Consider the following 14,172-nt stretch of genomic DNA (forward strand, 5'->3'; position numbering starts at 1 on the left):
AGTCACCTCGGTCTGAGGATGGAAAAAAGGCGGTGGTTACGCCTTTTTCATCTGATCCTTTGCCTCTTTTAATTTTCCATAGAGAAGATAGTCTACTTTTTGCAGATCAGCTATGGTGGCACAATTAAGGGCACACATGATCAAACGCAGATCTTCTTTCCATCCTTGGACAATCGCAATCACCTCTTCGACTGAGTGATTTTCTACTAGCTCTAACATGGTTCGTGACAATCCCACAGCCTTGGCTCCAAAGACCAAGCACTTAATCATATCAAGCGGGTTCCGAACCCCTCCACTAACCAAAAGTTCGACCTTGTCTTTCCAGCCTTGGGCATTGAGAAGGGCTTGCATGGTGGATTGTCCCCATTGATTGAGGTAGTCGCGTTGCCCACTGCGACGGTTTTCAATGTAGGCAAAGCTAGTCCCACCACGACCCGACAGGTCAAAGGTTCGAACACCCAGTTCATAGGCTCTCCTGATGGTCTTCACATCCATCCCAAAACCGACTTCTTTTAAAACAAGAGGAACAGGGATACGCTTGCTATAATCTGCTAGATGCGATTGCCAGCTTCTAAACTTCCTTTCTCCCTCAGGCATGAGCAATTCCTGCATGACATTGACATGCACTTGCAAGAGAAGAGGATTCATCTCTTCTACAGTCTGAAGTCCTAACTCAACAGGTTTGTCCAATCCAATATTGGTTCCAAGGAGGAGCTTTGGATGGCTAGATTTGACAGAAAAAGAGTCATCTGTTGGATTCTTGAGGGCTGCGCTGTAAGACCCTGTTACAAACAAAACCCCACAGGCTTCTGCCACCTGAGCCAGCTTTTGATTGATTTCTTTACCTTTTTCGCTCCCACCTGTCATGGCATTCATATAAAAAGGAAAGTCCCACTTTCGACCTGCAAATTCTGTAGACAAATCAATCTCATTCAGGTCATAAAGGGGCAGGGAAGAATGAATTAACTCCACCTCATCAAAGCTATTATAGGAACTTTTCTGCTCAAGGGCATAGCGGATATGCTCGTCCTTACGATTTGTCGTCATGTCCTATCCTTTCTTGGTATAAGAGCTCAATCCCCAGATCGGCCCAGCGATTTTTTAAGGTTTCAGTTGATTGCTCATCAAAACTCAAGGCAACGCCACAGTCACCACCACCAGCGCCACTACTCTTGGCAACAGCCTGCAAATCTTGACTGGCTTCTTTCAACTGTCTGAGCGAAGGAGTGTAAATACCTGCACTCAACCCTTCTAAAAGCTGACTGGCTGTTTCCACCTGCTCGATGATTTTTTCCACGTTCCCCTGCTTCAAGGCTTCTACCAAAGCAGACACCGTTGCTTTCGAGGAAGTTAAAAAATTCTGGTCTATGTTTTGCTTGATTTGCTGGACCATGTCACTTGATACGGCCACTTCCTTAGTCCATCCCACTAGGAAATCACATTCTAGAGCTGGTTGCACTTGTGAGATCGAAAAGCCCCAATCACGCTCCAAAACTGTCGCCAAGTTTTCTTCTTCCAACCAAGTAGTCACCTGCTGGCGATTAAAAGACTGGTAGAGAACCAAATGCTCCGCCACAATACAGGCAAGGTCTCCCATAGAACCATTGTCTCCTCGCTTGAGCAAGACCGCGCTAGCCAGCTTGAATAAGAGTTCCTGATCAACCGTAATATCATGTAGAGCCAGCAGAGCCTTGACAACCAAAATAACGACGCTGCCACTAGAGCCTAGACCAAACTTTTTCCCTTCTCGTTCCATTTTGCCATGAATTTCTAGGGAAAAAGGTCGCAAAGTCTGACCACGATCAGCGAGGAAGTCATTCATCAAAGCAATTGTTTCTTGAATCAAACTGTAGGCAGGATTTGGCGTCAAGTCCACTGCAAAATCAAACATATCTGAATAGATACGGTAGCTGTCAGAAAAGGCAACCTCTCCCCTCATATAGATGGGAATGGCCTTTATTAAGGCCAACTGCCCTGGTTCTAAAATAGCATACTCACCCGCCCAATAGAGTTTTCCGCAAGTTTTAACAGCAATCATCTTGACTCAAATCCTTTGTTTTCGACACAATCAAGCGATAACGTTGACCGAAGATTTCTGACAAATGCTCCAAGTCTTTCTCCTGACAGAGGACCTTAACATTGGGACCAGCATCCATGGTAAAGTAGCAGGCTTCCCCTTGCTCACGAAGCCGGCGAACAAAGTCCATAGCTTCATAGCTTGCATCGGTCAGATAAGAAAAGGCTGGTGATGCAGTTTTGGTTGTAGCATGCATAGCAAGGGCGTTTTTCTCAGTCAATTCCCCAACCTTGGCAAAGTCATTCTCCTTGAGATAAACTAGCATATCCTGATAATCCTTCTCAGATTGTCGGACCCAGTCATCAAAGGTCGTCGAGGTTTCCACACAGAGTTTCATCCCATCTCGGCTGGAGATTGGTTTTTTCTTGTCTTCTAGCACCAACATAATCATAGCTAGTTTCAAGTCTGTCTCTACAGGATAAATTTCTCCGCTATCCTTGTCCCAGGCACCTAGTGGTCCATAAAAACTCCGAGAGGAAGAGCCCGAGGCAAACTTAGCCTCCTGCGCCAACTGACTCCGATCCAAACCAAGCTGGAAATAAGCATTGCAAGCCTTGACCAAGGCGGACAAACCACTGGAACTGGATGACAAACCTGCTGCAGTCGGCATGTTGTTTTGGGTATCGATACGGACAAAGCCCTCACCTGCTGGACGGTAACGGTCGATGATTTTGCTCATCTTGGCATGCTCTGCCTCATTTTGGAGCTGACCATTGATATAAAAGGCATCAGCCGTCGCAGCCGTCGGTAGAGGTGACAAGGTCGTCTCTGTGTACATATTTTCCAAAGTTAGAGAAATACTGCTAGTAGCAGGTACCATTTCTTTTTCTTTTTTCTTTCCCCAGTATTTGATGATGGCAATATTTGCGTAGGAACGTACTGTTACAGGCTTTCGATCCATGTCTGAACAGCTCCTTTCTCTTCTAATCCTTTTGCTAGTTCTTGTGCTTGATCTAGAGTAGCTACCAAGGCTATGATACAGCCTCCTAGCCCACCACCACTCATCTTGGCACCCAAAGCTCCCTGACTCAGAGCCGTTTCAACGAGGGAATCTGCCTCAGGGCTACTGACACCAATTTCTTTTAGATGTAAATGCGCCTGACTGAAGATTTGTCCCAGTTTTTCAGCATCTTTTTGTCTGATTGCATCTTCTGCCCGCTGGGTCAATTCTCCCAAGGCATGCAAAAACGGGAGAGCATCCTTGCCCTTGCTTTGAACCACTTGGATGGCTTCGCGTGTATGACCGTAAACGCCTGTATCTGCAATCACCAGATAGGCTGATAAGTCCATGTTTAATTCTGTAAAGCCGACATTCTTGATAAAACAAATCGGTCGATTACTAAGACAGGTCTTGGCATCCAAACCACTTGGATTCATATGGGCAATCATCTCAGCTCGATTGACCAAGATTTCTAGTACATCATGAGACAGTTCTGCCTGATAGTAGTCAAAAACCGCACGAATGGCCGCTATGCTGATAGCCGCTGACGAACCCATACCTCGTTTTTCAGGGATAGCCGAGTCAATCACACAGCGAATGCAGGCTTCTTTAATCTCTAAATACTCCAGTGAAGCATACACTGCCATGGACAAGGTATCCTCCTCATAGAGACGCCACGGACTGTCAGTAGGGACCACCTTACAAGTCACCTCCACCTCTAAGAGAGGCAGGGAAATAGCAGGATAGCCGTAGACGACCGCATGCTCCCCTATTAAAATAATCTTACTATGTGCCTGACCGACACCAACTTTTTTTGTCATGTTTTCCTTTAACCAGACGAAAAGACCGTCTCATTTCATACAGTAGTATTTTCTCCTATCTATTTTATTATATTTTCACAAAAAAAGCGATTGTTTCCATTCACAATCGCCTCTTTCATTATTGAACCCATTCGCCATTATAGTTGACAGAATAGCCTTCTACGGTCGTATTCACTGCTAAAGCACCTGAACTATAAGCATAGTACCATTTACCATTGGCTTGGAACCAACCCGTCTTCATATCACCATTATTTGCGTTTAGATAATACCAAGTCGAACCTTCCTGATACCAACCAGTTGCCATAGCTCCTGATGAACGGAGGTAGTACCACTTGTTACCAAGGTATTGCCAGCCCGTTTTCATATCTCCATTTTGAGCATCTAGATAATACCAAGTTGAACCATCTTTCACCCAGCCAGTCGCCATAGCTCCTGATGAACGGAGGTAGTACCACTTGTTGCCAAGATATTTCCAACCAGTTTGCATAATGCCAGTTGCTGGATCTAGGTAGTACCATGGGGCCGCTTTTAGCTTCTCTTCATCATAGGTTAGAGGATAATCCTTGATCCAACCACGTGCTATCTCCCCAACAGTCAATCTGTCGATGCGAGAATCAAAGCCGCCATCCTTTTGTAAATAATACCATTGCCCGTCGTCATATACCCAACCAGTTTTTAAGGTGTGATAACTTCGTTGGTCTTCAAAATAATAGACTCGTTTTTCTGCTGGGCTATCATATTGTTCCCCATGATGTTTGTTGGTATTGGTAGCAGTTTTTGCTTCTAAAACTTGCTTGCCAACAAACTCTTGTAGTACTCCATCTTGACCAAAGTAAAACCAATCTGGTCTAAAAGCAATATCTTGCCTTAGAGAAGAACCAATCGTAACCCCTTCGTGTGGAGCAGGTATATATTGCCAGCCGACAACCATCTCTCCAGATAGAGGATCAAAATAATAGTACTTACCATCAATCACTCGCCAGTAGGTTTCTTTGAGGTCCCCCTTCTTGTAGTAGGTTCTTCCGTTTTCTTGGACAAATTTCCAACCTTCTGAATCAGCATCAGCCGCCAATACTGTACTTGTCGCTAGCAAACCAAAGAAAAAGACTGCGAGTAGAACTTGCATCATTTTTTTCAAAAATTTCATTTTAGTATCCTCCATGATTAATTGTAGCAAAGACCTGACTGCATGTCAATATAGAAAGAATTCACAAAAAAGCAGTTCCAAATGAACTGCAACTGCTTTCCTATTCTTGCATGGTGTAACCAACACCACGCACGGTTTTAATGTAGCTTTTTTGACCTTTTACATCAAGTTTGCTACGTAGATAACGGATATAAACATCCACGATATTGGTCTCTGTCGCACTTTCGTACTTCCAAACACTTTCCAACAACTGCTCACGAGTCAAGACTTTCTTGCTTCCCATGAGAGTGGCCAAAAGGTCATACTCACGGCGCGTCAGAGCAATCATCTCCTCGCCACGATAAACGGTATGATGTTCTACATCCATACGCAGATTGCGGTAAGACGTTGGAACCTTCATCTGACTACAGTGTTGGTCAATGAAGTCCCGACCTCGGAAAATCGCTGAAATACGAGCTACCAGATTATCAATAATCACTGGCTTATAGATGTAAGAAACGGCGAAGCGCTGGATTGTCTCAATCTGGGCTTGCAATTCTTCGCGATGGTCCAAGACCATGATTACTGAGGCTGGTTTTGTCCGACTCAGCTTGTCTGCAAAATCCTGGGCCGTCATATCCCCCAGATGAGCATTCAGTAAAATCAAGTCATAGTCTGTCTGGAGAGCTATGGAGAGGGCTTTTTGCCCCCCCTCTACCTGATCAACACGGTATTGCTCTTTTTGGAGTTCCAGACTGAGAAAATGAGCTAGATTTCGTTCTTTCTCAAGTAATAAAATCCGTTTCCCCATGGCAGACCTACTTATTTTTCGTCATACCAAGAGTAGTGGAATGTTCCTTCTTTGTCTTTACGTTGGTAAGTGTGGGCACCAAAGTAGTCACGTTGCGCTTGGATCAAGTTAGCTGGAAGGTCAGCTGAACGGTAGCTATCAAAGTAAGTAATAGCTGCTGAGAAGGTTGGTACTGGTACACCAGCTTGAACAGCAAGAGCTACGATATCACGCACTGCTTGTTGGTACTTAGCAGTAACGTCCAAGAAGTACTCGTCTAAGAGAAGGTTAGCAAGGTCTGCATCACGATTGTAGGCATCTGTGATCTTTTGCAAGAAACGTGAACGGATGATACAGCCATCACGCCAGATAGATGCGATGTCTGCAAATGGCAAGTCCCAGTTGTTTTCTTTAGAAGCTACACGCAATTGAGCAAAACCTTGTGCGTATGAAATGATTTTTGAGAAGTAAAGGGCTTGACGGATCTTTTCGATCAACTCTGCCTTGTCTCCTTCAAATTTGAAGGCAGCTGGTTTCGGAAGCACCTTGCTAGCATGCACACGTTCTTCTTTGTAAGTAGAGATGTAGCGTGCAAATACGGACTCAGTGATGAGTGACAATGGCACACCAAGATCAAGTGCTGATTGACTCGTCCATTTACCAGTTCCCTTGTTACCTGCAGCATCAAGGATGTAGTCTACGATTGGTCCCTCTTGACCTTCATCGTCTTTACGGCTCAAGATATCAGCTGTGATTTGGATCAAGTAGCTGTCCAATTCGCCCTTGTTCCACTCAGTAAAGATTTCAGCCATGTCTTCTGCAGAAAGGCCGAGCAAGTGTTGCATGAGGTCATAACTTTCTGCGATCAATTGCATGTCACCATACTCGATACCGTTATGGACCATTTTCACATAGTGACCAGCTCCATCAGGACCGATGTAAGTCACACATGGTTTGCCATCTTCTGGTGCTTTGGCTGAGATTTCTTCGAGAACATCAGCAACCAATTCGTAGGCTTCTTTTTGTCCACCAGGCATGATAGAAGGACCTTCAAGGGCACCTTTTTCACCACCGGAAACCCCTGTACCGATAAAGTTGATGCCAGAGTTGGCCAATTCTTCATTGCGACGGATAGTGTCTTTGTAGAAAGTGTTTCCTCCGTCAATCAAGATGTCACCCTTGTCAAGGTGTGGAAGAAGGGCTTGGATAGTTGCATCTGTACCAGGTCCAGCTTGAACCATGAGCATGATACGACGAGGTTTTTCGATTGAGTTTACAAAGCTTTCCACGTCATAGCTTGGCACAAAGTTCTTTTCAGGATGGCAAGCAATCACATCTTCTGTTTTTTCTTTACTACGGTTGTAGATAGCAACTGTGTAACCACGAGATTCAATATTTAGGGCAAGGTTACGACCCATTACGGCCATACCTACGACACCAAAGTTAGCTTTTGTCATGTGACACTCCTCTTGTTTAATATGTTTTATTTTATCATTTTTACCTATGAAAGGAAAGAATTTTGTAACGATTGCTTAGTAGTCCAAATCATCTGCATGGCCAGAAGCATTCCCGACAAAGTAACCCGTCTTACAGTTGAGGGTGAAGAGATAGGTTCCATCTGGTTTGTAGAGGTTATAATAACCATTTCCGTTTACGATATTGACCCGTTCTAGGATATATTGGTTGCCTGTGATATAACCGCGAGCACGTGATGTTGCTAGGATTTGTTCCAGAACACCATCAGCAAAGGTCCAAGCAGGGTTGTTGCTATCGTCTACAGCTGATTGGTTGTATGGTACACGGCTGACACTTCTTTGAAGGTTGACACCATCGCTAGACAGGCCTCCATTTGTATCATTACTAGCTGGGGCAGTTGGAGCACTTGATGCAGAACTAGATGATGCAGACGAACTGCTCGTACTACTATCAGTCGTTGCGCTTGAACTTTCCTGACTACTGCTACTTGAACTTGAACTAGAGGCACTTGTTTGCTGACTCTTACCAAGGCTAATGGCCTTATCTAATAGTTTGTCTAGCTCTGTATTTCCTGTTTTAATTTCTGTAAATTTAGCATCTGCCTTGATTTTTGCATTGGTATCCAAGACACCGTCAGTAATTGCAGGAGTTTCAAACTGATTATTCACTTCTTGCACAGCCTTGATTTGAGTTGCTAGGCTATCATACTTAGATTTTGCAAGTGTATGCTCTCGGCTACCTTCAAGTTTATCTAACAAGGTCTTTAGCTGATCCAGCTTATCAAACTGATTATTTTTCAAAGCTGTTTTGTTAGCATCCGTATAGAAGGCATCATAGAGGGTATTAAACTCTTGTAGGTCCGTTTGTGTTTCTTGATTGTTAGAAGACGACTGAGAAGACTGGATGGCTTGGTTGGAGCGAGTTACTTGGCGATAGACGTAGTAGCTTCCTGCCAAGACGAGAGCTGCCGCCAAGACTGATCCCGCAACCACCCACTTTCTCTTCTTAGAATCACTTTCAGGCTCTGACTGGGCTGAACGAGAAAGAATAGGTGTCTCCTCTTCTTTCTCATCAGCAACCTCTACTGGCGCTTGCTTTTCCAACACAAGCGACTCCAAGTCTTTGTTTTCTTCTCCTGAAGGAGGCAAAATCACGTCCGAGCTTGTAGTTTCAGCTGAGTCTGACAGCGATTCTTCTGAAACTGTCTCGGGTTCCTCTATGACTGGCGCCGACTCTTCAGTGATTTCTGGAACTTCCTGTGTCAATTCTTCTTGAGCCTGAGCTGCTAGTAGTTCTTCTTTTTTAAATTGACGTGTTTCAAATTTATCCGCCTCGATTTCCTCGCGGTGTTGTTTGATATATTTATCCAGAATGCTGTCTTCTGGCAGAACACCCGCTTCGACTTCTTCATTTTTACGAATGACTTGACCAACTGTCAAATCTTTAGCCTCTCCAAAATCAAATTGGGCTTCTTGTTGCTCATGATTCTGCTGATCCTGTGTTTTGTTACTCATTTGTCTTCCTTTCTATTTCAACTCTTGGCGTTTCACACGCTGACCAAAGTATTGATACAAATCCACTTTTAAGGTCCCGTTATACAGTTTTCGTTTTTTATCAGCTGGACTTCCGTACTTACTTTCAAATGCTTCATCACTCGTCAGGATAAACTTACTCCAGGTTTTCAGTGGCGCAAACACCTGTCCCATCTCAGCATAGAGCTTGGTAACTCCTGCATCATCAGACAAACGCTCCCCATATGGCGGATTGGAGATGATGACACCATTTACCTTGTCTGTGCGCAAGTCTTGTACCCGCATTTGCTTAAAGGTGATATCGCCTGCCACACCTGCTGCTTGGGCATTTTCCTTGGCAATTTCCACCATACGAGCATCAATATCACAGCCCATAATATCCAGTTCCAGTTCACGGTCAATTTTCTTAGCAGCCTCGGTACGCACTTCTTGAATTAACCGATCGCTGACCCAGTTCCATTCCTCAAAAGCAAAGGAACGGCGAAGGCCAGGAGCCATCTTTTTAGCTATCATAGCCGCCTCGATACAGAAAGTTCCTGAACCACAGGTCGGATCAATTAAAGGCTTGTCTGGATACCAGTTAGAGAGTTGTAAAATGGCTGCTGCCATGTTTTCCTTGATAGGTGCTCCACCCTTTTCCGTACGATAGCCACGCTTGAAAAGACTAAATCCTGTTGTATCAATCATGACAGTTGCCATATCTTTAAGGATGGACACCTCAATCTTAAATTCAGGACCATTCTCCATCAAGGGAACACCTTCTGGGCGAGCATAATGTTTTTGCAGTTTCTTCACAACAGCCTTCTTGGAAATCGCCTGAACACTAGGCTCATTATGAAGTTTAGACTTAACACATTTAGCCTTTGAGATAGGGAAACGTGCTCCAAGCGGAAGATAGTTTTCCCAATCTAGAGCAAAAACTCCTTGAAAGAGTTCTTCAAAGGTCTTTGCAGGAAAGCTCCCGACTACAATCTTGATGCGGTCAGCTGCTCGAAGCCAAAGATTGGTCTCAATGATTGCCCGCACATCTCCTTGGAAACGGACACGGCCATTTTCAACCTGGCAGTCATAACCGAGCTCTCGCACCTCACGCCCAACGACAGCTTCAAGACCCGCTGCAGCAGTTGCGATTAAATTAAATTCTTTTTTCATTTTACAGTCTTGCAAGACCTTTCTTTTGTTCACTTTAAAAAATGAGGTTGAGAAAGATTTCTCAGCCCCAACCTATATGCAATTTTCTATAAGCCATGTTTTGTTCCAGAAGTGACTAGGACCACTTCCTTCGATAATCATCTGTCTACCACTAACAGCATGAAGCTGCTAGCAGTCAGAGTACTACGTTCGTTTCCGTGCACTCCATGCCCCGACCAGAATTTGGGTTGCTAGCTTGAGGGGTTTACCGCGTTCCACTCTCTCCGTTTCCAGAGAGACTCCGTCACTGTGGCACTTTCAAGCCTACTCTGACCTATCCGAAGACTTAGCCATTTCGACTGCCGTAACGATCTCTCGTCCCTAGGCTTATGGTTTCGCCTAGCACAAACACTACAGGCATCACAGCCTGTGCTAGCATGGACTTTCCTCATGAAAAGAGATTCTCTTCACGCGATTATCCAAAAATTGCATTTATGCACTTGATAAACACTCAATTATCAATCTTGATTGTCTAAAATTTGCTTGCCAAATACTTCTTTTTCAAGTCGATTTAAGCGTTTCAAGATATCAAAATTTGTCATCGAGGTAGTGCTCGTCATTTCGATAGAATCCGGCTGAGTCGGCGTTGTCTGCGATTTATGAGACAATTCCTCCTTCAAATCAGCAATCTCCTGACGAAGAGATTTAACCAAAGCTGCATAGGTTTCATAGTCCTTAATCACATCATCCAAGAACTCGTCCACTTCTGCCTTACTGTATCCACGAACTTCACGTCCAAAGTCCTGTTCAAAAATATCTTTCGCTGAAAAAATAATACTTGCCATCTCTATCTCCATTATCAGTTGCTAGTATTATTATATAAAAAAACAAACAAAAATCAAGGTCAAAGCCTCAATTTTCGGGAAAATTTTCTGCCAATTCATTTAAGTCCTCAAATGTTAATCTTCTTGTAACATAGTTTTCTTGATTTTTCATCATTTGGTAAAAATAGCCTAACTTGCTTTCCTTTTCTTCGTCATAAAAGAGATAGCATCCGTCCGTATTTTCCAGCAAAAATTTCTGATAATCACGCAGTTGTCCCTTATGCTCATAGTGTGGATAGGCGTATTTAACGAAATCAACTTGTTTAAATTCACTTAGTTTGACCTGATTAGCCTCATTCCAATTACTTCCATGAGTTTCGAAATCGAAAACCGTTGCAAGTTGAAATCCATAGTCTGCTTTCATATCCCGAGCAACTTCTAGCACCCAGTATTCAAAACCCAGAGCCCCTGTAAAGACAAGCCAAACCACTCCATCCTCAGCTAGGCGTTCTAAATCTCGTCGGATAGCCTTTTTTATGATTTCAAGGCGGATATCCTTGTCATTAAACAAACCCAAATCAAAGGCAGAGTAGCCCAAAATTAAAACCGTTGTCATTTTTAACCTTTCTTTGTAATTTTATGATATAATGAAGTGATGTTATTGTACCAATAAGGAGAACCATGGTCAACTATCCACATAAAATTTCATCACAGAAAAAGCAGGTCTCCCCTTCACAAACAAAAAATTTCGCAAATCGGGGAATGTCTTTTGAAAAGATGATCAATGCTACCAACGACTACTATCTGTCACAGGGAGTGGCTGTTATCCACAAAAAACCTACCCCCATCCAAATCGTACGTGTTGATTATCCCCAAAGAAGTCGAGCCAAGATCGTTGAAGCCTACTTCAGACAAGCCTCAACTACAGACTATTCGGGAGTTTATGATGGATACTACATCGACTTTGAAGCCAAGGAAACCAGACAAAAATATGCGATTCCGATGAAGAATTTTCATCCTCATCAGATTCGTCATATGGAACAAGTCCTTGCCCAACAAGGTATCTGCTTTGTCCTCCTTCACTTTTCTTCTCAGCAAGAAACCTACTTATTGCCGGCCATTGACCTCATTCGTTTCTATCATAAGGATAAGGGACAAAAGTCAATGCCACTTGGATATATTCGAGAATTTGGATATGCAATCGAGCCAGGTGCTTTTCCTCAGATTCCCTATCTCGACGTTATCAAAGAACACTTACTAGGTGGTAAAATAAGATGAACAAACAAACTATCCTACGAATAGCTAAGTATGTAAGTATCTGCCTTTTGACCTTATTTATCGCAGCTATTATGCTAGGTGGAGGTCTCTTCCTCTACTATGTGAGCAAGGCTCCAGCCCTATCCGAAAGTAAACTAGTCGCTACAACGTCTAGTAAGATTTATGACAACAAAGACGAACTCATCGCCGATCTTGGATCAGAACGACGTGTCAATGCACAAGCAAACGAAATTCCGACAGAGTTGGTCAATGCCATCGTCTCAATCGAAGACCATCGTTTCTTCAATCACCGTGGAGTCGATACCATTCGTATCCTCGGTGCCACTCTACGAAACCTTCGTGGTGGGGGGGGACTTCAGGGGGCTTCAACCCTGACACAGCAGTTGATTAAATTGACCTATTTCTCTACTTCAACTTCTGATCAGACCCTTTCACGTAAGGCTCAGGAAGCATGGCTTGCCGTTCAGCTCGAACAAAAAGCAACCAAACAAGAGATTCTAACTTACTACATCAACAAGGTCTACATGTCAAACGGTAACTACGGAATGCAGACAGCTGCTCAAAATTACTACGGCAAAGACCTCAAAGATTTAAGTTTGCCCCAATTGGCTCTCTTAGCCGGAATGCCTCAAGCTCCAAATCAGTATGACCCTTACTCACATCCAGAAGCTGCTCAAGAACGCCGAAATCTCGTTCTCTCTGAGATGAAAGGGGAACATTATATTACTGCCGAGCAATACGAAAAAGCTATCAACACCCCTATTACTGATGGTCTCCAAAGTCTGAAGTCAGCTAACACCTATCCACCTCACATGGATAATTACCTCAAAGAGGTAATCGACCAAGTTGAACAGGAAACGGGCTACAACCTTTTAACTACAGGTATGGAAGTTTATACCAACGTTGATTCCAATGTCCAACAACGTCTCTGGGATATCTACAATACCGACGAATACGTTAATTATCCAGATGATGAGTTGCAAGTAGCTTCTACCATCGTTGATGTCACAAACGGAAAGGTGATTGCCCAGCTAGGTGCTCGCCACCAATCAAGCAATGTTTCCTTCGGTATCAATCAGGCTGTTGAAACCAACCGTGACTGGGGTTCTACTATGAAGCCTATCACTGATTATGCTCCTGCTTTGGAGTATGGTATTTATGACTCTACGGCTGCAATGGTTCGCGATGTTCCCTATAACTATCCTGGAACTGACACCCCTGTCTACAACTGGGATAAGAGTTACTTTGGAAATATTACATTACAGTACGCCCTACAACAGTCACGAAACGTGCCAGCTGTAGAAACGCTCGATAAGGTTGGACTAGATCGTGCCAAGACCTTCCTAAATGGACTAGGCATTGATTACCCTAGCATGGTTTATGCCAATGCCATCTCAAGTAATACAGTCGAGTCTCATAAACAATACGGAGCTAGCAGTGAGAAGATGGCTGCTGCTTACGCGGCTTTTGCTAATGGTGGTATCTACCGTAAACCAATGTATGTCAACAAGGTCGTCTTTAGTGATGGTAGTTCAAAAGAATTTTCTGACCCTGGTACACGGGCTATGAAAGAAACTACTGCCTACATGATGACGGAGATGATGAAAACTGTCCTAACCTATGGAACTGGTCGTGGTGCCTACCTCTCATGGCTACCACAAGCTGGTAAAACTGGTACATCAAACTACACAGATGACGAGATTGAGAGATACATTAAGAACTCTGGATATGTAGCTCCTGACGAAATGTTTGTCGGCTATACTCGTAAATACTCAATGGCTGTTTGGACTGGTTATTCTAACCGTCTCACTCCTATCGTTGGGGATGGTTTCTACGTCGCTGCTAAGGTCTATCGTTCGATGATGACTTATCTTTCTGAAGATGACTCCCCTGGTGATTGGACCATGCCGGAGGGTCTCTATCGAAGCGGAGAATTCATCTTTAAAAATGGAACACGCTCTACATGGACAAATCCATCTCCCCCACAGCGTTCTATCCCTGAAACCTCTACTTCTGAAAGTACATCGCAAACTACTACGACTCCCCCAAATACAACTCCAAACACGAGCAACAGTCAGCAACCAAATTCACCTCAACAAAATACAAACCCTAATCAACAAAATCAGGCTCCTCAAACAGGACAGCCATAATAAAAACAACCTCCTGAGAATATTCTT

At 43.8% G+C, this 14,172-nt stretch carries 13 protein-coding genes and 1 other RNA gene; 2 read left to right on the forward strand and 12 right to left on the reverse strand.

All coding sequences use genetic code 11. The features are described from left to right. Window positions 1–36 precede the first annotated feature (36 nt). The 12 genes from fni to B7709_RS03955 all read right to left on the reverse strand — a co-directional run bounded on the left by fni (window position 37) and on the right by B7709_RS03955 (window position 11,333). Window positions 37–1,047, reverse strand: coding sequence for a type 2 isopentenyl-diphosphate Delta-isomerase (fni, locus tag B7709_RS03900; RefSeq protein WP_084971808.1), 1,011 nt, complete (start codon window positions 1,045–1,047; stop codon window positions 37–39). Further along, window positions 1,031–2,038, reverse strand: a complete 1,008-nt coding sequence (locus B7709_RS03905) for a phosphomevalonate kinase (RefSeq protein WP_084971809.1) — start codon at window positions 2,036–2,038, stop codon at window positions 1,031–1,033. Before B7709_RS03905 ends, fni begins: the two co-directional genes overlap by 17 nt. Further along, window positions 2,025–2,978: a diphosphomevalonate decarboxylase gene (mvaD, locus tag B7709_RS03910; RefSeq protein WP_084971810.1), complete on the reverse strand. Its 954-nt coding sequence runs from the start codon at window positions 2,976–2,978 to the stop codon at window positions 2,025–2,027. Before mvaD ends, B7709_RS03905 begins: the two co-directional genes overlap by 14 nt. Continuing rightward, window positions 2,960–3,838: a mevalonate kinase gene (mvk, locus tag B7709_RS03915; RefSeq protein ID WP_084971811.1), complete on the reverse strand. Its 879-nt coding sequence runs from the start codon at window positions 3,836–3,838 to the stop codon at window positions 2,960–2,962. Before mvk ends, mvaD begins: the two co-directional genes overlap by 19 nt. Window positions 3,839–3,956: 118 nt before the next feature. Then, window positions 3,957–4,985: a choline-binding protein CbpF gene (gene cbpF, locus B7709_RS03920; RefSeq protein WP_084971812.1), complete on the reverse strand. Its 1,029-nt coding sequence runs from the start codon at window positions 4,983–4,985 to the stop codon at window positions 3,957–3,959. Window positions 4,986–5,085: 100 nt separating this feature from the next. Further along, a complete protein-coding gene (locus tag B7709_RS03925; RefSeq protein ID WP_084971813.1) occupies window positions 5,086–5,775 on the reverse strand; it encodes a response regulator transcription factor in 690 nt (229 codons plus the stop codon). Window positions 5,776–5,786: 11 nt separating this feature from the next. Next, on the reverse strand, window positions 5,787–7,211 hold the full coding sequence (gene gndA / locus B7709_RS03930; RefSeq protein ID WP_084971814.1) for an NADP-dependent phosphogluconate dehydrogenase: 1,425 nt from the start codon (window positions 7,209–7,211) through the stop codon (window positions 5,787–5,789). 75 nt (window positions 7,212–7,286) lie between these two features. Further along, window positions 7,287–8,744, reverse strand: a complete 1,458-nt coding sequence (gene mapZ / locus B7709_RS03935) for a cell division site-positioning protein MapZ (RefSeq protein ID WP_084971815.1) — start codon at window positions 8,742–8,744, stop codon at window positions 7,287–7,289. 12 nt (window positions 8,745–8,756) lie between these two features. Further along, on the reverse strand, window positions 8,757–9,914 hold the full coding sequence (locus B7709_RS03940; RefSeq protein WP_084971816.1) for a THUMP domain-containing class I SAM-dependent RNA methyltransferase: 1,158 nt from the start codon (window positions 9,912–9,914) through the stop codon (window positions 8,757–8,759). 84 nt (window positions 9,915–9,998) lie between these two features. Beyond that, window positions 9,999–10,380: RNase P RNA component class B (gene rnpB / locus B7709_RS03945), an RNA gene on the reverse strand. A gap of 31 nt (window positions 10,381–10,411) precedes the next feature. Next, window positions 10,412–10,738: a cell division regulator GpsB gene (gene gpsB / locus B7709_RS03950; RefSeq protein WP_061454052.1), complete on the reverse strand. Its 327-nt coding sequence runs from the start codon at window positions 10,736–10,738 to the stop codon at window positions 10,412–10,414. Window positions 10,739–10,805: 67 nt separating this feature from the next. After that, a complete protein-coding gene (locus tag B7709_RS03955) occupies window positions 10,806–11,333 on the reverse strand; it encodes an SLOG family protein (RefSeq protein ID WP_084971817.1) in 528 nt (175 codons plus the stop codon). Window positions 11,334–11,398: 65 nt separating this feature from the next. On the opposite strand from B7709_RS03955, the gene recU reads away from it, so the two are divergent. Together recU and pbp1a are read left to right on the forward strand one after the other, a co-directional pair. Beyond that, window positions 11,399–11,995, forward strand: a complete 597-nt coding sequence (gene recU / locus B7709_RS03960) for a Holliday junction resolvase RecU (RefSeq protein ID WP_061454050.1) — start codon at window positions 11,399–11,401, stop codon at window positions 11,993–11,995. After that, complete coding sequence (pbp1a, locus tag B7709_RS03965; protein WP_084971818.1) at window positions 11,992–14,145, forward strand: penicillin-binding protein PBP1A; 2,154 nt, start codon at window positions 11,992–11,994, stop codon at window positions 14,143–14,145. Before recU ends, pbp1a begins: the two co-directional genes overlap by 4 nt. The last annotated feature ends 27 nt before the right edge of the window (window positions 14,146–14,172 follow it).

It is taken from the genome of Streptococcus oralis subsp. dentisani (genome assembly GCF_002096335.1).
Taxonomy (GTDB): Bacteria; Bacillota; Bacilli; order Lactobacillales; family Streptococcaceae; genus Streptococcus; species Streptococcus oralis_Z.

What these genes read in the sequence shown, in the direction of transcription:
- fni (WP_084971808.1), bottom strand. Translation starts at nt 1,047, where the DNA reads ATGACGACAAATCGTAAGGACGAGCATATCCGCTATGCCCTTGAGCAG.
- B7709_RS03905 (WP_084971809.1), bottom strand. Translation starts at nt 2,038, where the DNA reads ATGATTGCTGTTAAAACTTGCGGAAAACTCTATTGGGCGGGTGAGTAT.
- mvaD (WP_084971810.1), bottom strand. Translation starts at nt 2,978, where the DNA reads ATGGATCGAAAGCCTGTAACAGTACGTTCCTACGCAAATATTGCCATC.
- mvk (WP_084971811.1), bottom strand. Translation starts at nt 3,838, where the DNA reads ATGACAAAAAAAGTTGGTGTCGGTCAGGCACATAGTAAGATTATTTTA.
- cbpF (WP_084971812.1), bottom strand. Translation starts at nt 4,985, where the DNA reads ATGAAATTTTTGAAAAAAATGATGCAAGTTCTACTCGCAGTCTTTTTC.
- B7709_RS03925 (WP_084971813.1), bottom strand. Translation starts at nt 5,775, where the DNA reads ATGGGGAAACGGATTTTATTACTTGAGAAAGAACGAAATCTAGCTCAT.
- gndA (WP_084971814.1), bottom strand. Translation starts at nt 7,211, where the DNA reads ATGACAAAAGCTAACTTTGGTGTCGTAGGTATGGCCGTAATGGGTCGT.
- mapZ (WP_084971815.1), bottom strand. Translation starts at nt 8,744, where the DNA reads ATGAGTAACAAAACACAGGATCAGCAGAATCATGAGCAACAAGAAGCC.
- B7709_RS03940 (WP_084971816.1), bottom strand. Translation starts at nt 9,914, where the DNA reads ATGAAAAAAGAATTTAATTTAATCGCAACTGCTGCAGCGGGTCTTGAA.
- gpsB (WP_061454052.1), bottom strand. Translation starts at nt 10,738, where the DNA reads ATGGCAAGTATTATTTTTTCAGCGAAAGATATTTTTGAACAGGACTTT.
- B7709_RS03955 (WP_084971817.1), bottom strand. Translation starts at nt 11,333, where the DNA reads ATGACAACGGTTTTAATTTTGGGCTACTCTGCCTTTGATTTGGGTTTG.
- recU (WP_061454050.1), top strand. Translation starts at nt 11,399, where the DNA reads ATGGTCAACTATCCACATAAAATTTCATCACAGAAAAAGCAGGTCTCC.
- pbp1a (WP_084971818.1), top strand. Translation starts at nt 11,992, where the DNA reads ATGAACAAACAAACTATCCTACGAATAGCTAAGTATGTAAGTATCTGC.